The organism is Pseudomonas sp. SAR267 (assembly GCF_052077595.1).
Classification (GTDB): Bacteria; Pseudomonadota; Gammaproteobacteria; order Pseudomonadales; family Pseudomonadaceae; genus Aquipseudomonas; species Aquipseudomonas vlassakiae.
The window spans coordinates 5,924,796-5,948,420 of the sequence record NZ_JBQIHU010000001.1; the positions used below are offsets into that span (position 1 = coordinate 5,924,796).

At 64.8% G+C, this 23,625-nt stretch carries 22 protein-coding genes; 14 read left to right on the forward strand and 8 right to left on the reverse strand.

The window, feature by feature from the left end; all coding sequences use genetic code 11:
• Positions 1-53 precede the first annotated feature (53 nt).
• On the forward strand, positions 54-785 hold the full coding sequence (locus ACTORR_RS27820) for a hypothetical protein (protein WP_054885825.1): 732 nt from the start codon (positions 54-56) through the stop codon (positions 783-785).
• A 248-nt stretch (positions 786-1,033) separates the two neighbouring features.
• Complete coding sequence (locus ACTORR_RS27825; protein ID WP_441344099.1) at positions 1,034-1,990, forward strand: AraC family transcriptional regulator; 957 nt, start codon at positions 1,034-1,036, stop codon at positions 1,988-1,990.
• Between the two features lie 6 nt (positions 1,991-1,996).
• Here the strand turns inward: ACTORR_RS27825 and ACTORR_RS27830 are convergent, their stop codons facing one another.
• Positions 1,997-3,148 carry an acyl-CoA dehydrogenase family protein gene (locus tag ACTORR_RS27830; RefSeq protein ID WP_099814055.1) on the reverse strand — a complete coding sequence of 384 codons (1,152 nt, stop codon included), beginning with the start codon at positions 3,146-3,148 and terminating at the stop codon, positions 1,997-1,999.
• 16 nt (positions 3,149-3,164) lie between these two features.
• Positions 3,165-4,235: an enoyl-CoA hydratase/isomerase family protein gene (locus tag ACTORR_RS27835; protein ID WP_099814056.1), complete on the reverse strand. Its 1,071-nt coding sequence runs from the start codon at positions 4,233-4,235 to the stop codon at positions 3,165-3,167.
• A 776-nt stretch (positions 4,236-5,011) separates the two neighbouring features.
• Here ACTORR_RS27835 and mdcA point away from each other — a divergent pair.
• Genes mdcA through madM form a run of 9 tightly spaced genes read left to right on the forward strand, consistent with a single transcriptional unit; the run spans position 5,012 to position 12,342 of the window.
• A complete protein-coding gene (mdcA, locus tag ACTORR_RS27840; RefSeq protein WP_099814057.1) occupies positions 5,012-6,673 on the forward strand; it encodes a malonate decarboxylase subunit alpha in 1,662 nt (553 codons plus the stop codon).
• Entirely contained in the window at positions 6,673-7,629 is a 957-nt protein-coding gene (locus ACTORR_RS27845) for a triphosphoribosyl-dephospho-CoA synthase (RefSeq protein ID WP_441344100.1), read from the forward strand. The genes mdcA and ACTORR_RS27845 overlap by 1 nt, the downstream gene beginning before the upstream one ends.
• 1 nt (position 7,630) lies before the next feature.
• A complete protein-coding gene (locus ACTORR_RS27850) occupies positions 7,631-7,930 on the forward strand; it encodes a malonate decarboxylase subunit delta (RefSeq protein WP_054885813.1) in 300 nt (99 codons plus the stop codon).
• A complete protein-coding gene (locus ACTORR_RS27855) occupies positions 7,923-8,771 on the forward strand; it encodes a biotin-independent malonate decarboxylase subunit beta (protein WP_313365314.1) in 849 nt (282 codons plus the stop codon). Before ACTORR_RS27850 ends, ACTORR_RS27855 begins: the two co-directional genes overlap by 8 nt.
• Complete coding sequence (gene mdcE, locus ACTORR_RS27860) at positions 8,768-9,559, forward strand: biotin-independent malonate decarboxylase subunit gamma (protein ID WP_054885811.1); 792 nt, start codon at positions 8,768-8,770, stop codon at positions 9,557-9,559. The genes ACTORR_RS27855 and mdcE overlap by 4 nt, the downstream gene beginning before the upstream one ends.
• 1 nt (position 9,560) lies before the next feature.
• Positions 9,561-10,175 (forward strand): malonate decarboxylase holo-ACP synthase, encoded by a 615-nt coding sequence (locus ACTORR_RS27865; RefSeq protein WP_313365315.1) that lies wholly within the window; start codon positions 9,561-9,563, stop codon positions 10,173-10,175.
• On the forward strand, positions 10,172-11,092 hold the full coding sequence (gene mdcH / locus ACTORR_RS27870) for a malonate decarboxylase subunit epsilon (protein WP_313365316.1): 921 nt from the start codon (positions 10,172-10,174) through the stop codon (positions 11,090-11,092). The genes ACTORR_RS27865 and mdcH overlap by 4 nt, the downstream gene beginning before the upstream one ends.
• A gap of 60 nt (positions 11,093-11,152) precedes the next feature.
• Positions 11,153-11,575 carry a malonate transporter subunit MadL gene (gene madL, locus ACTORR_RS27875; protein WP_054885808.1) on the forward strand — a complete coding sequence of 141 codons (423 nt, stop codon included), beginning with the start codon at positions 11,153-11,155 and terminating at the stop codon, positions 11,573-11,575.
• Between the two features lie 2 nt (positions 11,576-11,577).
• Positions 11,578-12,342 (forward strand): malonate transporter subunit MadM, encoded by a 765-nt coding sequence (gene madM, locus ACTORR_RS27880; RefSeq protein WP_099814062.1) that lies wholly within the window; start codon positions 11,578-11,580, stop codon positions 12,340-12,342.
• 36 nt (positions 12,343-12,378) lie between these two features.
• Here madM and ACTORR_RS27885 read toward each other — a convergent pair whose 3' ends face one another.
• The 3 genes from ACTORR_RS27885 to fni form a co-directional block, all read right to left on the reverse strand.
• Positions 12,379-13,110 carry an RHS repeat-associated core domain-containing protein gene (locus tag ACTORR_RS27885; RefSeq protein ID WP_099814063.1) on the reverse strand — a complete coding sequence of 244 codons (732 nt, stop codon included), beginning with the start codon at positions 13,108-13,110 and terminating at the stop codon, positions 12,379-12,381.
• A 91-nt stretch (positions 13,111-13,201) separates the two neighbouring features.
• Positions 13,202-14,113, reverse strand: a complete 912-nt coding sequence (locus tag ACTORR_RS27890; RefSeq protein ID WP_054885805.1) for a LysR family transcriptional regulator — start codon at positions 14,111-14,113, stop codon at positions 13,202-13,204.
• Between the two features lie 51 nt (positions 14,114-14,164).
• Positions 14,165-15,211 carry a type 2 isopentenyl-diphosphate Delta-isomerase gene (gene fni, locus ACTORR_RS27895; RefSeq protein ID WP_054885804.1) on the reverse strand — a complete coding sequence of 349 codons (1,047 nt, stop codon included), beginning with the start codon at positions 15,209-15,211 and terminating at the stop codon, positions 14,165-14,167.
• Between the two features lie 316 nt (positions 15,212-15,527).
• Here fni and ACTORR_RS27900 point away from each other — a divergent pair, with 316 nt between their 5' ends.
• A complete protein-coding gene (locus tag ACTORR_RS27900; protein ID WP_313365317.1) occupies positions 15,528-16,376 on the forward strand; it encodes a helix-turn-helix transcriptional regulator in 849 nt (282 codons plus the stop codon).
• Between the two features lie 84 nt (positions 16,377-16,460).
• Positions 16,461-17,855 carry an aspartate aminotransferase family protein gene (locus ACTORR_RS27905; RefSeq protein ID WP_313365318.1) on the forward strand — a complete coding sequence of 465 codons (1,395 nt, stop codon included), beginning with the start codon at positions 16,461-16,463 and terminating at the stop codon, positions 17,853-17,855.
• Between the two features lie 124 nt (positions 17,856-17,979).
• Here ACTORR_RS27905 and ACTORR_RS27910 read toward each other — a convergent pair whose 3' ends face one another.
• From ACTORR_RS27910 to ACTORR_RS27920, 3 genes are all read right to left on the reverse strand, one after another.
• Entirely contained in the window at positions 17,980-19,980 is a 2,001-nt protein-coding gene (locus ACTORR_RS27910; protein WP_441344101.1) for a peptidase U32 family protein, read from the reverse strand.
• 209 nt (positions 19,981-20,189) lie between these two features.
• Complete coding sequence (locus ACTORR_RS27915; RefSeq protein WP_313365772.1) at positions 20,190-22,286, reverse strand: TonB-dependent receptor family protein; 2,097 nt, start codon at positions 22,284-22,286, stop codon at positions 20,190-20,192.
• A gap of 59 nt (positions 22,287-22,345) precedes the next feature.
• On the reverse strand, positions 22,346-22,705 hold the full coding sequence (locus tag ACTORR_RS27920) for a RidA family protein (protein ID WP_099814068.1): 360 nt from the start codon (positions 22,703-22,705) through the stop codon (positions 22,346-22,348).
• A 140-nt stretch (positions 22,706-22,845) separates the two neighbouring features.
• Between ACTORR_RS27920 and ACTORR_RS27925 the strand changes: the two genes are divergently transcribed.
• Entirely contained in the window at positions 22,846-23,583 is a 738-nt protein-coding gene (locus ACTORR_RS27925; RefSeq protein WP_441344102.1) for a tRNA (adenine(22)-N(1))-methyltransferase, read from the forward strand.
• Positions 23,584-23,625 lie beyond the last annotated feature (42 nt).

Below are 23,625 nucleotides of genomic sequence, written 5' to 3' on the forward strand. Positions count from 1 at the left end.
TTGGCCAGGCTGCGCCGATCCCCGGCGCGGCCGCCGATTCCGACCCGGTGCCGATGGTTGCAAGCAATCCCCGATTTTTCCCGCGTCTGCTGCTGGCAGGCGCCCTGCTGGGCCTGGCCGGCTGCAGCCAGCAGCAAGGCCACGATATCGTCAGCCAGATCGGCAACGGCAAGCCCAGCGAGCTGTTCCAGACCAGCGTCGACCGTATGGCCACCCTGGCCATGCGCGACAACCTGCAAAGCCTGTACCTGCTGATGAACAAGCTGTACCTGCGCAACCCCAACCAGTGGAAGATGTCCGGCTACCTCGACGCCGCCACTGCCGAACGGCAGATCCGCATTGCCATCGAACAGCGCCAACCCCTGCCGCAACTGGGCAACCGCCGCGACCTCGCTGCACTGAGTTATGCCTTGAACCCGGAGTTTCGCGGCGACCGGGTCGGCGCCTTCATCTACGCCATCGGCAGCATGTTGATCACCGCGCATGGCGGGCGTACCGAGTTCTACATGACCGACACCCTCGACCCGCTGTTCATAAACAACGCGGCACGCAATATCGAGAAGGCCACCTGGATGCTCAGCCAGCGCCAGGATGCCAACGGCGTGCTGCTGCTGTTTTCCAACGAAATATCCGAAGAGGGCAGCAACCTGAGTTTTGCCGTGGAGTTCGGCAAGATCGTGGCGCGGCTGGATTTGCTGGCTGAGTTGCTCGACGAGCGCTATCGGCGGATCGGCTTGAACTACGCGCAAAGCCTGCTGTTGATGAACTTCCTGCCGGTACAGTGAGCCGGGACTGTCCGATGATCGCCCGGCGAGTCTCCCTCCGTTGTCCGCTATTCGCCCAGCCAATCCGAACATCTGATTGCCCAAGCCCCGCCTTTTTGCTTAGCTGTACCCCGCGTGCGCCAGTGGTCAGCTGCCCCGAACTAACCTGACCCCGGCCCGATAGAATGACCGTGAACGACCGCAATCACAGGCCTTCGGGCCAGTAGGAAGCGGCGCCCAGAACAATAACGATGCCGAGTGCCTTGCCTATGGAAAGCCGCCTGCTGAGCGAGCGCAGTAGCGTGTTCCATCACGCCGACCCTTATGCGGTGTCCGACTATGTGAACCAGCATGTCGGCCAGCACTGCATCGGCCTGTCACGCACCAGCCACCCCCAGGCCAGCCTCAGCCACCGCAAGTTAGCCGAATTCGACCTGTGTCGTATCAGCTACGGCGGCAGCGTGCGGGTCACCTCGCCGGCGCTGGAGTCCATCTATCACTTGCAGGTCTTGCTCAACGGCAACTGCCTGTGGCGCGGGCACCAGCGCGAGCACTACCTGGTGCCGGGCGAACTGCTGCTGATCAACCCGGACGACCCGGTCGACCTGACCTATTCCGAAGACTGCGAGAAATTCATCCTCAAAGTGCCGACCCGCATGCTCGACAGCATTTGCGACGAGCAGCGCTGGCAGCGGCCGGACGGCGGCGTGCGGTTCTTGCGCAACCACTACCGGCTGGATGAGCTGGACGGCTTCGTAAACCTGTTGGCCATGGTCTGCCACGAAGCCGAGGTCAGTGATTCGCTCCCGCGAGTGCAGGGGCACTACAGCCAGATCGTCGCCAGCAAGCTGATCACCCTGATGAGCACCAATATCCGCCGCGAAAGCCTGGGTACGCCAGGGGCGAGCCTGGAGCGGATCCTCGATTACATCGAGCGCAATCTCAAGCTTGAATTGTCAGCCGAGACGCTGGCAGAGCAGGCCTGCATCAGCGTGCGTTCGCTGTATGCGCTGTTCGATCGGCAACTGGGCATCACGCCCAGGCAATACGTGCGCCAGCGCAAGCTGGAGCGGGTGCATGCGTGCCTGCGTGACAGCCGTTGCGCGGTGCGCAGTGTGACCGAGCTGGCCATGGATTACGGTTTCATGCACCTCGGGCGGTTCGCCGAGGTGTATCGCCAGCGCTTTGGCGAGCTGCCTTCGGAAACCCTCAGGCAGCGCCACTGAGGGGGCTTATAACGGGTAGTGCTTGAGTTCGCGTGCGATCAGCATGCGCTGGATTTCGCTCGACCCTTCGTAGATCTGGGTAATCCGCGCATCGCGGTAGTAGCGCTCGACCGGGTAGTCTTCCAGGTAGCCATACCCGCCGTGCACCTGAATCGCCATCGAGCACACGCGCTCGGCCATTTCCGAAGCGAACAGCTTGGCCTGCGAGGCCTCCGACAGGCACGGCTTGCCTGCTGTGCGCAGCCGGGCGGCATGCAGGATCAGCAAGCGCGCCGCATTCACCTGCACCTGCATGTCAGCCAGCAGGTTGGCAATGCTCTGGTGCTCGTTGATCGGCTTGCCGAACTGGATGCGGTCACGTGAATACACCAGCGCCGCCTCGAACGCAGCACGGGCAATGCCCAGCGCCTGGGCGGCGATGCCGATGCGGCCGCCTTCGAGGTTGGACAGGGCGATGGCCAGGCCCTTGCCGCGCTCGCCGAGGATGTTGGCTGCCGGGATGCGGCAGTTGTCGAAGGTCACCGCGCACGTGTCGGAGGCGCGGATACCCATCTTGTGCTCGCTGCGGTCGACCTTGAAGCCTGGGTTGTCGGTCGGCACCAGGAAGGCCGACAGGCCTTTCTTGCCCAGCTCCGGGTCGGTGACGGCAAAGACGATCGCCAATCCGGCGCGGCGGGCGTTGCTGACGAACTGCTTGGCGCCGTTGATCACCCACTGGCCATCGACCAGCTCGGCGCGGGTGCGCAGGTTGTGTGCTTCGGAGCCGGCCTGTGGCTCGGTCAGGCAGAAGCAGCCGATCACCTCGCCAGCGGCCAGGCGCGGCAACCAGGCCTGTTGCTGTTCAGGCGTGCCGTAGGCGAGCAGGGGGCCGCAACCGACCGAGTTGTGGATGCTCATCATCGCGCCGGTGGCGCCACAGCCAGCAGCGATTTCCTCGACTGCCAGGGCGTAGGCGACGTAGTCGGTGTAGCTGCCGCCGAACGCCTCGGGCACGACCATGCCCAGCAGGCCCAGCTCGCCCATCTTGCGCACCACGCCATCGTCGATCCAGCCAGCCTTTTCCCAGGCCTGGGCATGCGGCGCGATCTCGCCACGGGCGAAGTCCCGGGCCATGTCGCGGATCATGATCTGTTCTTCGTTCAGTTCCAGGTCTTGCATCTGTGTACTCCCGGGCTCACAGGCCTTCGAAGAATTGGTCGACCCGCTGGCGCGACAACCCGGCCAGGGTTGGCGGGTTCCAGCGCGGCTGCTTGTCCTTGTCGATGATCAGGGCACGCACGCCCTCGATGATGTCACCGTACTGGAACCACTGACGGTCGATGTGCAGTTCCATGGCGAAGCAGTCTTCCAGTGCCAGGTGGCGGCCGCGGCGCAGCATCTCCAGGGTAACCGCCATGGCCAGCGGCGAGCGGGTTTCCAGCTGTTCGGCGGTCGCCAATGCCCAAGGGTGGCTGTCGCCGATGCGCACCGCACGCAGTTGTTCGATGATCGCCGCCAAGTCGGGCTGGGCGAAGAAATGGTCGATGGCCGGGCGCAGTTTTTCCAGCGGCGCATCGCCCAGCACCTGGCTGCCGAGCTTGGCCAGCAGGTTCTGCAGGTCCTTGAGCGGGTGAGCGCCAAAGCGCAGGGTATCCAGCCCTTGGTCCAGGGCTGCGAGTTTGTCGCTGGTCACGTACCAGTCGGCCAGCCCGCAGTACAGGGCATCGGCGGCCTGGATCTGAGCGCCGCTGACGCCCAGGTAGGTGCCCAGTTCGCCTGGGATGCGCGACAGGAAGTAGCTGCCACCGACATCCGGGAAGTAGCCGATGCCGACCTCCGGCATGCCCAGCCGGCTGCGTTCGGTGACGATCCGCAGGTCGCAGCCTTGGGCCAGGCCCATGCCACCGCCGAGGGTAAAGCCGTCCATCAGCACCAGCACGGGCTTGCGGTAGCGGTGGATGGCCAGGTCCAGGGCGTATTCCTCGACGAAGAAGTCTTCGTGCAGCGTATCGCCTGCTTTGTAGCTGTCGTGCAGCGAGCGGATGTCGCCACCGGCGCAGAAGCCCTTGGGGCCTTCGCCGCGCAGCACCACGGCCTGCACCTGAGGGTCGTCGGCCCATTGGTCGAAGTGCTGGCGCAGGCTGCGCACCATGTCCAGGGTCAGGGCATTGAGACCGGCTGGGCGGTTGAGGGTGAGGTGGCCAATCTGGTTGCGGACCTCGGCCAGTACATGAGCCGTTGCCGAGGTATGAGCGTGCGCGGTCATCGCGTTCTCCCTGCTTTGTTATTGATTTTCCAAGTGAAGTCTGGAGTGCGCTGGAGGATCGCTGGATCCTGGCATGCGAATTTATCTTACGCAATGGACAAATCTGCAGGGGGATCGTGCGTTTATGCCTTGAGTTGTTCCTGGCTTGGGTTCTGCAGCGCCTGTGAGACCGAGCGCCGCCCGCGCGGCGCATCGCGGGCAAGTCGGATCGCCGCACCGCCGCTCCCACATCTGTTTCGGGCCAGTCACTCCTGTACCGCCAACAGGATCCGCCTTGGTGCATGACTGGAGACAGGTGGAACAGCATCAGCGCCCGCCAGGATGCATCGCCGTGCCCCTGTTGGCTTCCACCGAGATGCATCGCCATGCCAACAAGGCGGTTCCTGTTGGCTTCACAGGAGAGATTGGCCCGAAACAGATGTGGGAACAGGATCCGCCTTGGTGCATGACTGCAGACAGGTGCAACAGCATCAGCGCCCGCCAGGATGAATCGCCATGCCCCTGTTGGCTTCCACCGAGATGCATCGCCATGCCAACAAGGCGGTTCCTGTTGGCTTCACAGGAGAGATTGGCCCGAAACAGATGTGGGAGCGGGCTTGCCCGCGATGCGCCGCGCGGGCGGCGCTCGGTCTCGAAACCACTGAAAAACCATCGCCAGGCACCTCGAACCGCAAACCATTACTCCAACCGTAACGATCATCCCCCCAGCTTGATTGATCTCCCGACCAACCCCGTCCTACTGTGCCTCCACGACAGCGAACCCGTGGAGTCACCTGATGACCATAACCAAGAATCCACCGCCGCAATGGTCCAGGCGGCGCGCCGAGAAGCAGCGCCGCCTGGACCGCGTCCGTCACTTGGCCGACGGTGTGGTGCTGCCCACCGAGCGGATCGTCGAAGCCCTCGAACTGCTGATCGCCCCCGGCGACCGCGTGGTGCTCGAGGGCAACAACCAGAAGCAGGCCGACTTTCTCTCGCGTTCGCTGGCCAAGGCCGACCCTGAGCGCTTGCACGACTTGCACATGATCATGCCCAGCGTCAGCCGCGCCGAGCACCTGGACCTGTTCGAGCGCGGCATCGCACGCAAGCTCGACTTCTCCTTCGCCGGCCCTCAGAGCCTGCGCATCGGCCAACTGCTGGAAGACGGCCTGCTCGAAGTGGGCGCCATTCATACTTATATCGAGCTGTATTCGCGGCTGTTGGTCGACCTGATCCCCAATGTCACCCTGGTCGCCGGCTTCATGGCTGACCGCGACGGCAACCTGTACACCGGCCCCAGCACCGAAGACACGCCGGCGCTGGTCGAGCCAGCCGCCTTCAGCGACGGCCTGGTGATCGCCCAGGTCAACCGGCTGGTGGAGCGGGTCGACGACCTGCCACGGGTGGACATTCCGGCATCCTGGGTCGACTTCGTGGTGGTCGCCGATCAGCCGTTCTACATCGAACCGCTGTTCACCCGCGACCCACGCCACATCAAGCCGGTACACGTGCTGATGGCGATGATGGCGATTCGCGGCATCTACGAGAAACACCAGGTGCAGTCGCTGAATCATGGTATCGGCTTCAACACCGCCGCCATCGAGCTGATCCTGCCGACCTACGGTGAGTCGCTGGGCCTCAAAGGCAAGATCTGTCGCAACTGGACGCTCAACCCGCACCCGACCCTGATCCCGGCCATCGAGACCGGTTGGGTCGAAAGCGTGCACTGCTTCGGTACCGAGTTGGGCATGGAGGACTACATCGCCCAGCGCCCGGACGTGTTCTTCACTGGCCGCGATGGTTCGCTGCGCTCCAACCGGATGATGTGCCAACTGGCCGGGCAATACGCGGTCGACCTGTTCATCGGTGCCACCTTGCAGGTCGATGGCGACGGCCATTCCTCGACCGTCACCCGTGGCCGCCTGGCCGGCTTCGGCGGGGCGCCGAACATGGGGCACGACCCTCGCGGGCGGCGCCACGCGACCCCGGCCTGGCTCGACATGACCGTGCCCGAGACCCTGCTCGAACGCGGCCGCAAGCTGGTGGTGCAGATGGTCGAGACCTACCAGGAAGGTGGCAAACCGACCTTCGTCGAAACGCTCGACGCCGTGGACGTGGCGAAGAAAGCCGGCATGCCCCTGGCGCCGGTGATGATCTACGGCGACGACGTCACCCACCTGCTCACCGAAGAAGGCATTGCCTATCTGTACAAGGCGCGCAGCCTGGAAGAACGCCAGCAGATGATCGCCGCCGTGGCCGGCGTCACCGCCATCGGCCTGCGTCACGATCCCAAAAACACCCTGCGCCTGCGCCAGCAAGGCCTGATCGCCTTGCCCGAGGACCTCGGCATCCGCCGCACCGACGCCAGCCGCGAATTGCTCGCCGCGCGCAGCATCGCCGACCTGGTCGAGTGGTCCGGCGGCCTCTACAACCCGCCCGCACGGTTCAGGAGCTGGTGATGACTGCGCACGACTTGAAACCGCATCAGCTTCTTCGCGAGCACGCTCGCTCCCACAGTTACCGTGCTGTACCTGAAACCCGCGCGATCCCTGTGGGAGCGGGCGCGCCCGCGAAGAGGCCGGACCTGCAAACCGATAGCTTCCAGGCCGACCGACTTGCCGACCTGGCCGTCGAGGCGCTCATCGACGAAGCCGACCTGTCGCCCAAACCCGGCCTGGTCGACCGCCGCAGCAGTGGCGCCCACGCCGACATGACCCTGGCCCTGATGCACGCCTCGGCGCTGGCCCTATGGCCTTGCCTGCGGCAGATGGCCGAAGCCGCGCAAGCCCATGGCGAAATTGGCCCACCGCTGCGCGCCGAACTGGGCCGTATCGGCCGCGCAGGCGAACAGGCCATGCTCGCCACCACAGGCGGCATCAACACCCACCGCGGCGCAATCTGGGCCCTTGGCCTGCTGGTCGCCGCCCAAGCGCTCGATGTCAAAGCCGCGCCCCAGGCAGTTGCTGCTCGCGCCGGCCGCATCGCCCTGATCGACGACCCGGCCGCCATCGCGCAAGACAGCCACGGCATCCAGGTGCGCCAGCGCTACGGCGCTGGGGGGGCCCGCGAACAGGCCCAACAAGGCTTCCCCGCGGTGCTCGAACACGGCCTGCCCCAACTGCGCCGCAGCCGCGCCGCCGGCGCCAGCGAAAGCCAGGCCCGGCTGGATGCCTTGCTGGCGATCATGGCCGCGCTCAGTGACACCTGCGTGCTCTGGCGCGCCGGCCCGCACGGTCTGCACACCTTGCAAGCGGGGGCCCGCGCAGTGCTCGATGCCGGCGGCTGCGCCAGCCTCGCTGGCCGCCGTCAGCTGCGCCTGCTGGACGCGCAACTGCTGCAGCTCAATGCCTCACCGGGTGGCGCCGCCGATCTGTTGGCCGCCTGCCTGTTCCTCGACAATGCCGGGAACCTGTGAAATGGAAACCCTGAACTTTCAATTCCCCGCCGCCGAGCCTGGCCGCGGCCGCACCTTGGTAGGCTGCGTCAGCTCCGGCGACCTGGAAGTGCTGATCGAGCCCGGCAGTGCCGGTCGCCTGGAGATCCAGGTGGTTACCTCGGTCAACGGCAGCAGCGCCCGCTGGAGCCAGCTGTTCCAGCGCCTGTTCGATGGCCGCACGCTACCCGCCGTGAAGATCGACATCCACGACTTCGGCGCCACCCCTGGCGTGGTGCGCCTGCGCCTGGAGCAAGGTTTCGAGGAGATTGCCCATGACTGACACCGCCCGTCTGCTGCAAAGCCGCAGCTTCGTCGAGCTGGGCGCTCGCCAGCGCGCTCGCGCCTTGCTCGACCCTGGCAGCTTCCGCGAACTGCTCGGCCCGTTCGACCGCCTGATGTCGCCATGGCTGCCGCGCCAAGGCATCGTGCCCCAGGCCGATGACGGCGTGGTCATCGCCAAGGGCCGGCTCAATGGCCGCCAGACCGTGCTTGCCGCCATCGAAGGTGCCTTCCAGGGCGGCAGCATGGGCGAAGTGGGTGGCGCCAAGATTGCCGGCGCCCTGGAGCTGGCCATCGAGGACAACCGCGACGGCATCCCCACCTGCGCCGTACTGCTACTGGAAACCGGCGGCGTACGCCTGCAAGAAGCCAACCTCGGCCTGGCAGCGATTGCCGAGATCCAGGCGGCGATTGTCGAACTGCGCACGCATCAACCAGTGATCGGCTTGATCGCAGGTTCGGTTGGTTGCTTCGGTGGCATGTCCATCGCGGCCGGGCTGTGCAGCCACCTGCTGGTCACCCGCGAGGCGCGGTTGGGCCTCAATGGCCCGCAAGTGATCGAGCAGGAGGCCGGTATCGCCGAGTACGACGCCAAGGACCGCCCATTCATCTGGAGCCTGACCGGTGGCGAACAGCGGTATGCCAGCGGCCTGGTGGATGCCTTTGCCGCAGACGACGTCGACAGCCTGCGCCAGCAACTGCTGCACCTGCTGGACGCGCCGTCGGCCAACCGCGCCGACCGCCACGCCTGGTACCTGCAACGCCTGGCCAGCCTGGGCGTCGACTGCCCGCAACTGGACGCCGCCGCCGTGCGTGCCCTCTACCAAGGAGATGCCCCATGAATCGTGCCCTGAACTGGCTGCCTGGCCTGGCCGCGGGCGAACCGCTGGCAGGCTATCCCGCCTCGTTGCGAGTGGTCGATGGCGAACTGGACAACCGCCTGGCGCGCTTCATTGCGGTAGTGCCGGACGCGCACAACCCGTTCCCAAGAGCGCGTGCGGGCGAAGTCGGCCTGCTAGAAGGCTGGGGCCTGGCCAAGGCTGTCAGCGATGCGGTCGAACTGGACCGCGAGGGTGAAAAGCGCGTCATCGTTGCCGTCATCGATGTGCCAAGCCAGGCCTATGGCCGACGCGAAGAAGCCTTGGGGATCCACCAGGCATTGGCTGGGGCTGTGCAGGCTTACGCTCAAGCGCGCCTGGCGGGGCACCCGGTGATTGGCCTGCTGGTCGGCAAGGCCATGTCCGGTGCCTTCCTGGCCCACGGCTACCAGGCGCAACGGCTGATCGCCCTGGATGACAGCGGGGTGATGGTGCATGCCATGGGCAAGGCGGCAGCAGCACGCATCACCCTGCGCAGTGTCGAGCAACTGGAGGCGCTGGCCGCCGAGGTGCCGCCGATGGCCTATGACCTCGCCAGCTATGCCTCGCTGGGCTTGCTGTGGCGGCGCCTGCAGGTCGCAAGTGCCGAGGCGCCGAGTGCCGCCGACATTGCCCAGGTGCGTGCCTGCCTGGCCGACGCCGTGCGTGATATCGGCCATTCGACTGACCTGGCATCGCGGTTGAACGGTGAGAACCGCAGTGCCTCGCGCGATGTACGCGCACGCCTGCGCAGCCAGTGGCAGGAGGCCTGAGATGAACCAGCCACAGCCACACGACCTGCTCTGGGGCATGCCCGCAGCCGACCTGCCTGGCGACGCGCCTGCCTGGGCCGTGCAGGCATTGGCCACCGGGCAGCCGGTGGTGGTGCGGCGTGCCGCCTGCGCTAGCGGCTGGGTGGCCGTGGGCGTGCGCGGGCAGGGCCGTGAGCAGCGCCTGGGTGTGCTGATGCGCGTGCGCGACATCCAGCGGCAAACAAGCCCCGAGGCGTTGCGCGGCGCCGGTGAAGGGGCCTGGCCAGCCCTGCGGGCGCTGGCCTCGGTGGCGCCGGTACTCGATGCCAGCGGGTTGGCCTGGGGGCCGACCGGGGGCGTCGGTTACCAGTTGGCCACCGGCTGCAACGTCGTGCATGGCGCCAGTGACCTCGATCTGCTGGTGCGTACACCGCAGCGCATGACCCGGGCGCAGGCGCGCGAGCTGCTCGACATGCTCGACTGCGGCCAGTGCCGAATCGACGTGCAGCTGGAGACGCCGGCGGGTGCGGTAGCCTTGCGTGAATGGGCCGGCATGGCGCGCCGGGTGTTGCTCAAATCGTGCCATGGCGCACGTCTGGTAGCGGACCCCTGGCATGCGCTGGAGTATGCGGCGTGAGCAGCCTGTTTGCCTTCCCTGGCCAGGGCGCGCAACAGGCAGGCATGCTGGAGCGCTTGCCCGAGGGCGCCACGCCGTTACTGGAAGAGGCCAGTGATGCGCTGGGTGAACAGGTATCGGTGCTCGACAGTAGGCAGGCGTTGCAGTCGACCCGCGCCGTGCAGTTGTGCCTGCTGCTGGCCGGGGTGGCCTGGGCGCGCTGGCTGCTGCAGCGCAGCCCGGCGCCGGACTATGTTGCCGGGCTGTCCATCGGTGCCTATCCCGCCGCTGTAACGGCCGGGGCGCTGCAGTTCGCCGATGCAGTGCGCCTGGTGGCCCTGCGTGGTGAACTGATGCAGCGGGCCTATCCGCAGGGCTACGGCATGACCGCCCTGAGCGGCCTCGACTTGGGCACTGTCGAAGGCTTGCTGGCCGAGGTGGGCGGTGAGGTGTACCTGGCCAACCTCAACAGCGACAACCAGATCGTCATCGCCGGCAGCGACACCGCCATGGCCGAGGTCGCTGCCAGGGCTCGCCAACGTGGTCAGGGCGTAGCCCGACGCCTGGCGGTAAGCGTGCCATCCCACTGCGCGTTGCTCGACGGCCCGGCCGCCGGGCTGGCAGCTGCCTTTGCCGGCGTCCAACTGCGTCGCCCGCGCATCACGTACCTGAGCGGCAGCAGTGCGCGGCCGATCTTCGATCCACAACGCCTGCGCGATGACCTGGCCGGCAACATGGCCCGGCTGGTCGACTGGCGTGCTACGTTGCGCAACGCCTATGAACGCGGCGTGCGCCTGCAGGTGGAGATACCACCGGGCAGCGTGCTCAGCGGCCTGGCCCGCCCGGTGTTCGAACAGGGCAGGGTGGTCGCCCTCGACGCCACCCGTTGGGATACCGTCGATGCGCTGTTGCGCCAGGAGGTGGCCGACAACCGATGACGGCGCTGTTACTCGAAGAACAACAACAAGCAACTTCGACTCAAGCTGAGGACAACAACAATGATCATCTATGGTGTGGCTCTGCTGGCGGTATGCACGCTGGCTGGCGTTATCGTCGGCGACTTCCTGGGCGTGCTGCTGGGCGTCAAATCCAATGTGGGCGGGGTCGGCATCGCCATGATCCTGCTGATCTGCGCGCGGCTGTACATGCACCGCAATGGCGGCATGAGCAAGGAGTGCGAGTTCGGTGTCGGCTTCTGGGGCGCCATGTACATCCCGGTGGTGGTGGCCATGGCCGCCCAGCAGAACGTGGTTACCGCGCTGCACGGCGGGCCGGTGGCGCTGCTGGCGGCGATCGGTGCGGTGCTGGTGTGCGGGCTGACCATTGCCGTGATCAGCCGCAGCCATCGCGGCGAACCCCTGCCGGCGCCTGATGCGCCTGAAGTTGCCAGCGCGCAAGTCGCCCCTGCCGGAGGGCGCTGATCATGTGGCCGATCATTGACAATGCCCTGGAACACAACGGCCTGATCACTGCCTTCGCGGTGGTTGGCGGGATCATGTGGTTGTCGGTGCTGCTGTCGAAGTACCTGACGTTTGGTCGGGTGCATGGCTCGGCAATCGCCATCGTCATCGGCTTGGTGCTGGCCTGGGTTGGCGGTACCGTGACTGGCGGTCAGAAAGGCCTGGCCGACATGGCGCTGTTCTCCGGCATCGGCCTGATGGGCGGGGCCATGCTGCGCGACTTCGCCATCGTTGCCACGGCTTTCGAGGTGCAAGCCACCGAGGCGCGCAAGGCCGGATTGATTGGTGCGGTGTCGCTGCTGCTGGGTACGGTGCTGCCATTCATCGTGGGTTGCGCGGTGGCCTATGCCTTTGGCTACCGGGATGCGGTGAGCATGACCACCATTGGCGCGGGGGCTGTGACCTATATCGTCGGGCCGGTGACCGGGGCGGCCCTGGGGGCGAGTTCGGATGTGGTGGCGCTGTCGATTGCCACCGGCTTGATCAAGGCGATCCTGGTGATGGTGTTCACACCTGTGTCGGCGCGGTTGCTGGCGTTGGACAACCCGCGCTCGGCGATGGTGTTTGGTGGGTTGGCGGGGACTGTGTCGGGAGTGACGGCGGGGCTGGCGGCTACCGACCGGCGGCTGGTGCCTTATGGTGCGTTGACTGCGACCTTCCATACCGGACTTGGGTGCTTGATGGGTCCTTCAGTACTCTATTTTTGCGTGCGGGGATTGGTAGGTTGAAGATCAGGGGCCGTTCTACGGCCCCTGTCGATTCACTCAACGAGACACTGGCGTTGGTTCACGTACTTCGGGCATTACCAGTCTAGGAGTATTTGGGAGACTGCCAGGCTGAACCCGGTGACCCTGACCAGCGACCAACATTTCGAGACGGGCTCTGAGTACTTCAGGTGGCACTGGATTATTGCGACCATCAATCGCTACATGTAGGTGCTCGGCGCGTGGTGGCGTACCAGGTGTTTCTGGTGAACCTTGCAGTTCCGAATTTGAGCTTGAGGCGTTGGACCCCAATGAGCTCGGGGGGCTGGATCCAACACTTCCTCCAAGGCTTGGGTTCGCACCAGCGCCGCGTTCTTGCAAACCTGGTTGTGGACTTGGGCTTAAGCTGCGGGTCCGCGCTCGACTGGGCGTTACGCTCCCACTCGGGGGCAGGCTACGACTTCGAGGAGAACGACCAGGCAAGCGAGACGGCATGTGGCCATCCGGATCACGATAATTAACAGGGTCCCCAGCACAGTAGGCATAGGCATTCAGCCCGCCGCTTGCAAAGGGGCTATCACTGTCGGGCGAGTTGAAACGCATCAATTCGGCGCTGTACAGCCGATATCCCTGACCAAGAAAATAGCAATTCGCCCAGGTTTCCTTGCGTTCGCCGTTGAATCTCATATACGACGGTCTCCTACCGGTAACCGAGTCGGATCCATAGCAGGTATACTTCAGCACGCGGTCCTGCAACTGAAGCGCGCTAGAGGATAAGTGATCTGAGGTCATAAGCCACCGTGAGTAATGCTCCAATACCAGGCAAGAGCATGTCTTCCCGCGCAGTGTGCCGCCACTGGCATAAATGACAGGTTGCACAGTGTCAGGCCCCGCGGCTGTACATCCTGCATTCAGCCAACAATGCCAGCAGGTTTGGCTCTCGCTCCCGGGCCTTCAAAAACACCACCCCGATATGCTGCTGTAGTCGGTAGCGCGCCTGCAGCGCAATCAGCTTCACGCGGTTCTCGTATACCGCTGCGATGCGCCCAGGCAGCAGGGCGAACCCCACGCCCGAACTGACCATGCTCAGCAGGGTGAAGATGTCATTCACCTGCATCGCCACCTTCGGCTCGAACCCCGCCTGCTGGAACACCCGGGCGCCATCGCGGTGAGTGGCGAAACCCTGGGTCAGGGTGATGAAGGTGGAGTCGGCCAGGTCCGCGAGGTCCACTTCCTGTTGCTCGGCGAACGGTGAATCGGTGGGCACGGCGAGGAAGATATCGTCGGAGAACAGTGGCAACTGCTCGCAGGCCGGGTCCGCCGCGCTTTCGTCCAGTGACACCAGAATGGCTTCCAGCTCGTGGTTCTTCAGGCGTTGCAGCAAGTCGACGTTCGAACCCAGGGTCAGGTCGATGTTCAGCTCGCTGCGCCGCAGTTTCAGGCCCATCACCAGCTTCGGCACGGTCTTGACGGTCAGCGAGTACAGCGCGCCGAGGCGGAAGCGCTCGGCATAGAAACCGGCGGCTTCGCGGGTCTGGCGGACCATCTGTTCGGCGTCCTGGATCAGTTGGCGGGCTTTCTTCTCCAGCACATAGGCGCTTTCCAGCGGGATCAGCTGGCGGCCTTCGTGCTTGAACAGCGGGCAGCGCAACGCGCTTTCCAGGGAGTGGATGGCGCGGTGTACGCTGACCGCGCTGGTGGACAGCTCGGCGGCGGCGCGGCCGAGGTTGCCGCTGCGCATGAAGGCGAGGAAGGTCTCGAGCTTTTTCAGGGTCAGTTCTTCGTCGATCAGCATGCACGCGGGCCAGGATGAAGGGAGGTGCTGATCATGCCACAGCCGCCAGCCTCATGGCGGCGTCAGGTTGCCAGGCAGCAAGCGTGCCCGGCGCAGATGCGCAAGGTTGCGCGAGCCGGTACAGAAGCAGGCGATGCGCAACTGGCGCAGAACAACCTCGAAATGTTCCACCACGGCCTGGGTCGAGATCACGGCGGCACTGAGGACATTGGCAGCCTGGCCTACCAGGTCGGCACCGAGGCGTATGGCCTTGGCGGCATCGACGCCGTTGGCCACGCCGCCAGAGGCGATCAGGCCGATTTCCGGCACGGCGCGGCGCACCGCCAGCAGGCAGTGCGCGGTCGGGATGCCCCAGTCGGCAAACGCCAGGGCGACCTCGCGCTCAGCGGCATTGCCGGCACGTTCGGCCTCAACGGCTGCCCAGCTGGTACCGCCGGCACCGGCCACGTCGATCATGGCAACGCCTGCATCGCAGAGCAGGCGCGCCACCCGGGGGGAAATGCCTGCACCGACTTCCTTGACGATCACCGGCGCTGGCAACTGGCGGGTCAGGGTTTCGATGCGTTGCAGCACTCCACGCCAGTCACGGTCGCCCTCTGGCTGTACGGCTTCCTGCAGGGGGTTCAGGTGAATGATCAGGGCATTGGCCTGCAAGGTGTCGACGGCGCGGCGTGCCAGGTCCAGGCCGTCGGCCTCACGCAGTTGGGCAGCGCCGAGGTTGGCCAGTAGCGGCACATCGGGTGCCAGGTGACGCAGCTCGCCGGTCAAGCCTTGGTCCTGGCCACTGCGCAGGCTGACGCGCTGCGAGCCAACGCCCATGGCGATGCCCAGTGCCTGGGCGGCTTCGGCGAGATGGTGATTGATGAAGTGCGCACGTTCGGCACCGCCGGTCATGGAACTGATCAACAGCGGGGCGCCTAGTGCACAGCCGAACAGCTCGGTGCTCAGGTCGACGTCGTCCAGGGCCATTTCCGGCAATGCGCAATGTTCGAAGTGCACTGACGACCAGCCGGGGTCTGCGCCATGGGCGTTGTTGCCGGCGGCCAGGACGATATCCAGGTGATCGTCCTTGCGTTGGCTCAGTGGGTTTTTCTTCATGCCGGCTCCATGTTGAGGGGCAGCAATTGTACAACGATGTTGGTCTTGTATAGCTAAGTTGAAGATTGCTACAGCATCAGGCAGCAGCACATGTGGGTGGTTCCTTTGTGAGTTGAGGAGGGGGCGTGAGGGTTGCGTAGAGGCTGGCAGGGGTTCGCCGAAAACCTTGCAGCGCCTGTCAGCCTTGACTCTATCCAGAGGCAAGCACCTGTCAGCTGTCACACAATCGAATTAGCTCACCCCGAAGGGTGATGGCCGTGCACTACGCCCCATGCAAGAATCCCAACCACAACAACCCCGGCATGGGACCACGACAATGAGCAAAGACCGGCTGAAATCGCCCGACTGGTACGTGCAGATGGCCCGTGTCGTCGACGCCCAGGGCTCGCCGGGCTTCGTCGAGGCGCTGTTCGTTGCGCTCAAGCTGATTGCCCCGTGCCAGGCCATCACCGTGTTCCTCTACCCGCGCAAAGGCCTGCCCTCGGCATTGTTCGAAAAGGACGAGGAAGGTCCGTGGCTACCGGAAGGCAACATCCACAAGTACCTCGAAGGCTACTACCTGCTATGCCCGTTCTACCGGGCCTGCATGGACGGCATCGGCCCCGGTTGCTACCGCCTCAGTGACGTCGCCCCTGACCACTTCAAGCGCAGCGAGTACTACCTGGCGTTCTACCAGCACGCCCACCTGGAAGACGAACTCAACTTCATCGTCCCCCTCGACGAGCACCTGACCATCGCCGTGGCCCTGGCCAGCACCCGCCGCCTGGCCCGCCAGCAGGTCAATGACCTCAAGTGCGTGGCGCCGTGGGTCGTGGCAACGGTGCGGCGGCAGTGGAGCCACCTCGATGTCGACGCCCTGGGCGGGCGTTTCGAGAGTGCCTTGGGCCGGCAGATCAATGCCGCGCTGAACAACTTTGGCTCCTCGCTGCTCACCGAACGCGAGTGCCGCATCGCCCAGTACCTGCTGCGCGGCCACTCGACCCGGTCCCTGGCCGAGCGCCTGGGGATCAGCGAGGACACGGTCAAGACCCACCGCAAGAACCTCTACACCAAGCTCGATATCGCCAAGCAGTCCGAGCTGTTTTCGCTGTTCATCGACTCGCTCGCCCAGGCCCAGGAAGGCCTGAGCAAGGACCCGCTGGAAAGCTACCTGCGAAGGCGCTGAAGCGCCGTTTCACCCCACCCGTTTTTTACTGTCAGCGGTCTGGCAGGGCCAACTGCACGCCGCGTTTTACCCCGGAGAACAACAATGAACGCACCGTTCCAAGCCACGCTGCAAGCCCAGCGCGATACCCGTGACTACCAGGCCGGCGACGCCGCCCACCACATCCACGCGTTTCTCGACCAGAAGGCACTGAACGCCGAGGGCCCACGGGTGATGGTCGGCGGCGAGCGCCTGCACCTGTGGGACAGCGACGGCAAGCGCTACCTGGACGGCATGTCGGGCCTTTGGTGCACCCAGCTCGGCTATGGCCGCAAGGACCTGACCGCCGCTGCCGCCGCGCAGATGGACCAGCTGGCCTACTACAACATGTTCTTCCACACCACCCACCCGGCAGTGATCGAGCTGTCCGAGCTGCTGTTCAGCCTGCTGCCGGGCCACTACAGCCACGCCATCTACACCAACTCCGGCTCTGAGGCAAACGAAGTACTGATCCGCACCGTGCGCCGCTACTGGCAGGTGGTCGGCCAGCCAGGCAAGAAGATCATGATCGGCCGCTGGAACGGTTACCACGGCTCGACCCTGGCTGCCACCGCGCTGGGCGGCATGAAGTTCATGCACGAAATGGGCGGGATGATCCCGGATGTGGCGCATATCGATGAACCGTACTGGTACGCTGCCGGCGGTGACCTGACCCCGGCCGAGTTCGGCCGCCGCTGCGCCCTGCAGCTGGAAGAGAAGATCCTCGAACTGGGTTCCGAGAATGTCGCCGGGTTCATCGCCGAGCCATTCCAGGGCGCGGGCGGCATGATCTTCCCGCCGGAAAGCTACTGGCCGGAAATCCAGCGCATCTGCCGGCAGTACGACGTGCTGCTGTGTGCCGATGAGGTGATTGGTGGCTTCGGCCGTACCGGTGAGTGGTTTGCCCACGAATACTTCGGCTTCGAGCCGGATACCCTGTCGATCGCCAAGGGCCTGACGTCGGGTTATGTGCCGATGGGGGGGCTGGTGCTGAGCAAGCGCATTGCCGAAGCCCTGGTCGAGCGTGGCGGGGTGTTCGCCCATGGCCTGACCTACTCCGGCCACCCGGTGGCGGCGGCAGTGGCCATTGCCAACCTTAAGGCGCTGCGCGATGAAGGCATCGTGCGCCAGGTCAAGGAAGACACCGGGCCGTACCTGCAGCGCATCCTGCGCGAGGTGTTCGCCAACCACCCACTGATTGGTCAGGTGCAAGGCGCCGGCCTGGTGGCGGCGCTGCAATTTGCCGAAGACAAGGGTAGCCGCAAGCGCTATGCCAACGAGAACGACTTGGCCTGGCAGTGTCGCACTTATGGTTTCGAGGAGGGAGTGATCATTCGTTCGACCTTGGGCCGGATGATCATGGCGCCGGCCCTGGTGGCCAACCACAGCGAGCTGGATGAGCTGGTCGAGAAGACCCGGATTGCGGTGGACCGCACGGCGCGGAGCCTGGGCATTCTGTAAAGGCAGGGCCGCTGTGCGGCCCATTCGCGGGTAAACCCGCTCCCCAGTAATCGCATCGGCCTGTAAGGCAGCACAGATCCTGTGGGAGCGGCTTCAGCCGCGAATGGCCCTTACCGGCAACAGATCAATGCATCCCGCGCGGAATGGTCTTGAGCAGGTCTTCCGGGCTGATGTGACCCACCACCTGGGCCACCGCGCTACCCGGGGTCGGCAGGTCGATGATGTGGTTCTTCATCTTGCCGATCACATGCATCTCGCACGGCTTGCAGTCGAACTTCAGGGTCAGCACTTCATCGCCCTGGATCAACTGCATCGGCGCTACCTTGGTACGCACGCCGGTGACGCCCTTGGCCTGCTTGGGGCACAGGTTGAACGAGAAGCGCAGGCAGTGCTTGGTGATCATCACCGGCACTTCGCCGTGTTCCTCATGGGCTTCGTACGCCGCGTCGATCAGCTGCACGCCATGGCGGTGGTAGAAGTCGCGGGCCTTCTGGTTGTAGACGTTGGCCAGGAACGACAGGTGCGACTCCGGGTACACCGGTGGCGGTGTGGTCTCGGCCTTGCGCCCGCCACGTGGGTGCGCCTTCACCCGGGCCTCGGTCAGCGCCTCGATGGCTTCACGGCGCAGGGCCTTGAGCTGCGAGTTGGGGATGAAGAACGCCTGCGGTGCATCCAGCTCGATGCGGTTGGCGTGGTACAGGGTGGTGCCCAGCTGGCCGAGCAGGTCGTGCAACTGGTCCAGGGCCTGCTGCGGCTTGTTGGCAGCACCAAACGGGCCATCCAGCGCCACTTGCACGCTGACGCCTTCTTCACTGCTGACGGTCAGCATCAGCCGCTGCTCGCGCAGCACCGCGTGCCATTCCACGCCAACCCGGCGCTCGGCCGAGGTGCGCAGCAGGGCCTGCTGCCAGTTGTGGTCGAGGTTACGCGACAGCGGGTGGTTTGGCCGCAGCTTGTGCAGGCCTTCCGGCATCTCGTTAGGCTCGACGCGATAGCGGTAGCGCTTGTGGCCGTCTTCCTCGAACTCGCCACGCGGCTCGGCGATGTTGGCACGGAAGCCCACCACCTCGCGCTTGACCAGCACGTTGAGACCGTCGCCGTTGGTCAGCGGCACTTCGGTGACCACCTGCAGGTCACGCTTGCCGACTTTCTCCACCACGCCGACCGCAAGGCCGGTGAAGGTAGGCGAATCGAAGGCACCGATGTCGACCTTGCGCTCGGTGACGAAGTAGTCGGTGCTGCCGCGGTGGAAGGTCTTGTCCGGGTCGGGCAGGAAGAAGTGCTCGGTACGGCCGCTGGAGGCACGGGCCAGTTCCGGGCGGCCTTCGAGGATGGCGTCGAGTTGCTTGCGGTAGTGGGCGGTGATGTTCTTCACATAGCCCATGTCCTTGTAACGGCCTTCGATCTTGAACGAGCGCACGCCGGCATCGACCAGGTCGGCCAGGTTGGCAGTCTGGTTGTTGTCCTTCATCGACAGCAGGTGCTTCTCGAACGCCACCACACGGCCCTGGTCGTCCTTCAGGGTGTACGGCAGGCGGCAGGCCTGGGAGCAGTCACCCCGGTTGGCGCTGCGCCCGGTCTGGGCGTGGGAGATGTTGCACTGGCCGGAGAAGGCCACGCACAGCGCGCCGTGGATGAAGAACTCGATGGCTGCGTCGGTTTCGCTGGCGATGGTGCGGATCTGCTGCAGGTTCAGCTCGCGGGCCAGTACCAGCTGGGAGAAACCGGCCTGGTCGAGGAACTTGGCCCGTTCCAGGGTGCGGATGTCGGTCTGGGTGCTGGCATGCAGCTCGATCGGCGGGATATCCAGCTCCATCACCCCCAGGTCCTGGACGATCAGCGCGTCGACACCAGCATCGTAGAGCTGGTGGATCAGCTTGCGTGCAGGTTCCAGCTCGTTGTCGTGGAGGATGGTGTTGATGGTGGTGAACACGCGTGCATGGTAGCGGTGGGCGAACTCGACCAGTTCGGCGATATCGCTGACTTCGTTGCAGGCGTTGTGGCGCGCGCCGAAGCTCGGGCCGCCGATATAGATGGCATCAGCGCCGTGCAGGATCGCCTCGCGGGCGATGGCCACGTCACGGGCAGGGCTGAGCAGTTCCAGGTGATTCTGTGGAAGGGACATGTCGTTATAGGTTCGGGCTGTCACGGTTTAGGGCGGCATTGTAGCGGTGAAATGCCTGGCTGGCACCTTCGGGTGCCGAGAGGTGTGCCGCCAGTGCCGGCCCTTTCGCGGGCTTGCCCGCTCCCACAGGACTTCCTGAGGCCTTGGGCCTGTGCAGTACCTGTGGGAGCGGGTTTGCCCGCAAAGGGCTGCAAAGCAGCCCCAAAGGCTTAGAACTGGTATTCCATGCCGGCTCCGGCATACCAGGAGCGGCCCGGCGCCGCCTCGTAATACCGGCCATTGCCGTCACCGACAATCACCGACCCCACATATTGCCGGTCGAGCAGGTTATCCAGCCGCACCAACTGGTGGAACGTCCACGGCCCGACCTGCTGCTGGAACTGCGTACGCCAGTTGAACACCGCATAACCCGGCGCCGCGTGCTGGTCATTCGTGTCCTCGACATACACCTTGCTTCGGTACTGCCCTTCGAGCCCCATGCTGATGCCGTCACGCGGCTTCCACACCAGCTCGCCGAACAGGCTGCTACGCGGCACGCCGGGCAGATGGTTGCCCTTGTCGATGGTATTGCTGCCTTGGCTGAAGGCTTCGTCATAGGTGGCATCTAGCAGGGTGTAGGCCAGGTTGGCCTGCCACTGTTCATTCAGCTCACGCTGCACGCTCAGCTCGAAGCCGCGACGCAGGGTCTTGCCGGCATTGCGGTAGCTAGTGCGGCCATCGGTGGAGGCCGCGACCACGATCTCGTCCTTGGTACGGATTTCGAAGACCGCTGCGTTGATCCGCGTGCGTTCGTCCGGGCGCATCTTCAGGCCCAGCTCGTACTGGGTACTGGTGGCCGGCTCCAGGCCGAAGTTGAAACCTTCCAGCGCGCCTGGCGCATAGGCCATTTCGGCCTGGGTTGGCGTCTCGAAAGCCTTGCCGGCGCTGATGTAGCCATGCAGGCCGGGGGTGAAGGCATACATTACCGATAGCGTCGGGGTAGTGCGCTGGTACTTCTTCGAGCCACTGGCATCGCCGTTGGCCAGGTAGTGGTCGTCGACCTCCATTTCCATGCTGCTGTGGCGCAGGCCGGCGTCCAGGGTCCAGCGGTCCAGTTCCCAGTGCGCCTGCACATACGGGTCGAAGCTGGTGGCGGTATCCTTTTCGTCGCGGCGCAACTCGCCTTTGACCCCCAGGGTATCGCCGTTGAAGTTCTGGAAACCACGGCGGTCGTCGCGGCTGCGGTCGTAGTCGGCGCCGAAGGTCAGGGTCAGGTTGCCGGGGGCGGCGCTGAGCGGCTGGATCCAGCGCAGGGTGCCGCCGTGGAACTCGCGGTCGAAGTCGACCACGCCACCACCACGGTTGTTCGCCGCGGTGTTCTTGGGGATCGACAGGTACTGGATCACGCTGCGCTTGCCGGCATACAGGTTGAACTGCAAGGTGGCGTCACCGAAGTAGCGTTCATAGTTCATGCCCAACTGCTGATGGTGAATGCTCTTGCGCGTGTTGTACTCCTCGGCGCGCGCTGCCACCGAGCGTGGGTCGTGCTTGTAGGCATCCCAGGTCTGGCCGAGCGGGTCTTGCGTGCCGTTCTGCTCCAGGGTGCTGAAGATCAGCGCCAGGCGGCTGTCTTCATCGGGCTTGACGTGGACCTTGGCAAAGGTCTGGTCGCGGCGTGCGGCACTGTGGTCGCGGTAGCCGTCGGTGTCCATGCGCGAGGCATCGACCAGGAAACCGGCCTGTTCGCTGCCGCCTTCGCTGTAGAGGTGGTTCTTGTTGAAGCCATCGCTGCCGACGGTGGTTTCGGCGCCCACTTTGGGCGGGCCGGAACCGTCGCGGGAGAACATCTGGATCACCCCGCCGGCATTGCTGCCATAAATGGCGGACGCCGGGCCGCGCAGCACTTCGATGCGGTCAGCCACGTCGAGGTTCAACGAGGCCGCCTGGCCCTGGCCATCCGGGGTGCTGGCCGGGATCCCGTCGCTGAGCAGCTTGATGCCACGGATGCCGAAGGCCGAGCGGGCGCCATAGCCACGCGACGATATCTGCAGGTCCTGGGCGTAGTTCTGGCGGTTCTGCACCACCAGGCCAGGTACGCGGTTGAGCGCTTCCGACAGGTTGACGCCCAGCTGGCCATCGGCAATCTGCCGGCGTTCTACGGTGTCGATGGAGTAGGGCAGGTCGAAGCTCGGGTTGGGGGCGTAGGTGCCGGTGACCACCACCGGTTCCAGCAGATTGAAGGTGGTGACCGGTTCGGCCTGGGCCAGTGGGCACAGGCCGGGTAGCAAGACGATCAGGGCCTTGCGGCGAAAAGGGGGGAGTTGCATGCAGCGTCCTGCTTTCTGGAAGAAGGCTCCGCCCGAAGGCGGAGCCGGTAATACACTAATCAGCGCTTGGCGGCCATGGCCGTCACTTCGACGCGCATTTCAGGGAAGGCCAGTGCAGCCACGCCTACCGCCGCGCGCACCGGCCACGGCTTGCTGAAGAACCGCTGGTAGACCTCGTTGAAGGCGGCGCGGTCGGCCATGTCGGTCAGGTAGATGGTCAGGTGCATGACCCGGTCCATGCCGCTGCCAGCCTTTTCCAGGGCATCCTTCAGCGCCTGCAGGGTGCTCTCGCTCTGCTGGGTGATGTCGCCATCGAGATCGGCCGGGATCTGCGTAGTGACCAGGATACCGTTGTACTCAGCGACGTCGGAGGAAATGGACTCGGCGTCGGAATCCGGTGTGTAGATGAGATCTGCCATGTAGGTTCGCCTTGCAACGGGAGGAAAGCGGCAAGCCTACGCGAGCCTGTCGCAAGGGTCGAGCCGACGGGCGCTTATGCATTGAAATAGCCCGCCCTGGCAGTCAGAATCGCCGCCGATTGTCGAGCAAGGGGTCGGAGTTGAACGAACAGACATTATCGATGCGCCTGGAGCGTGTGGCGGCGCATGTGCCGCAGGGCGCGCGGCTGGCCGATATCGGCTCGGACCACGGCTACCTGCCAGTGGCCTTGGCACTGCGTGGCGTGATCGAAGCCGGAGTAGCCGGCGAGGTGGCGCAGACGCCTTATGCCTCGGCCCAGCGCAACGTGCGCCGCAACGGCCTGGCGGACACCGTCACCGTACGCCTGGCCGACGGCCTGGAGGCCATCGAGGCCAACGACCGTATCACTGCCATCAGCCTGTGCGGCATGGGTGGCAAGACCATGTGCGAGATTCTCGAGCGTGGCAAGGCGCGCCTGAACGGCCACGAGCGGCTGATTCTGCAGCCCAATGGCGATGAGCGTGAGTTGCGCGCTTGGCTGATGGACAACCGTTACCGGATCGTCTGCGAAGAGCTGCTGCGGGAAAACCGTTTCGACTACGAGATCATCGTGGCCGAACCCACCGAAGCGGTGGCCTACAGTGCCGAAGAGCTGTATTTCGGGCCGCTGCTGATGCGTGAGAAAAGCCCGGCCTTCCTGACCAAGTGGCAGCGCATGCTGCGTCAGAAGCAGCAGAGCCTGGCCAATTTCGAGCGTGCCCGCGGTGCCATCCCACAGGGGAAGCTGCGTGACTTGGGGTTATGCCGAGATAAGGCAAAAATTAGGACATTCGTTCTGCAAGATATTGAACTAAAAGGAAATTTATTGAGTTCTTGATTGCTGGTCATCCCCCGCCTGACTAGCCGTCTATGCTGATGT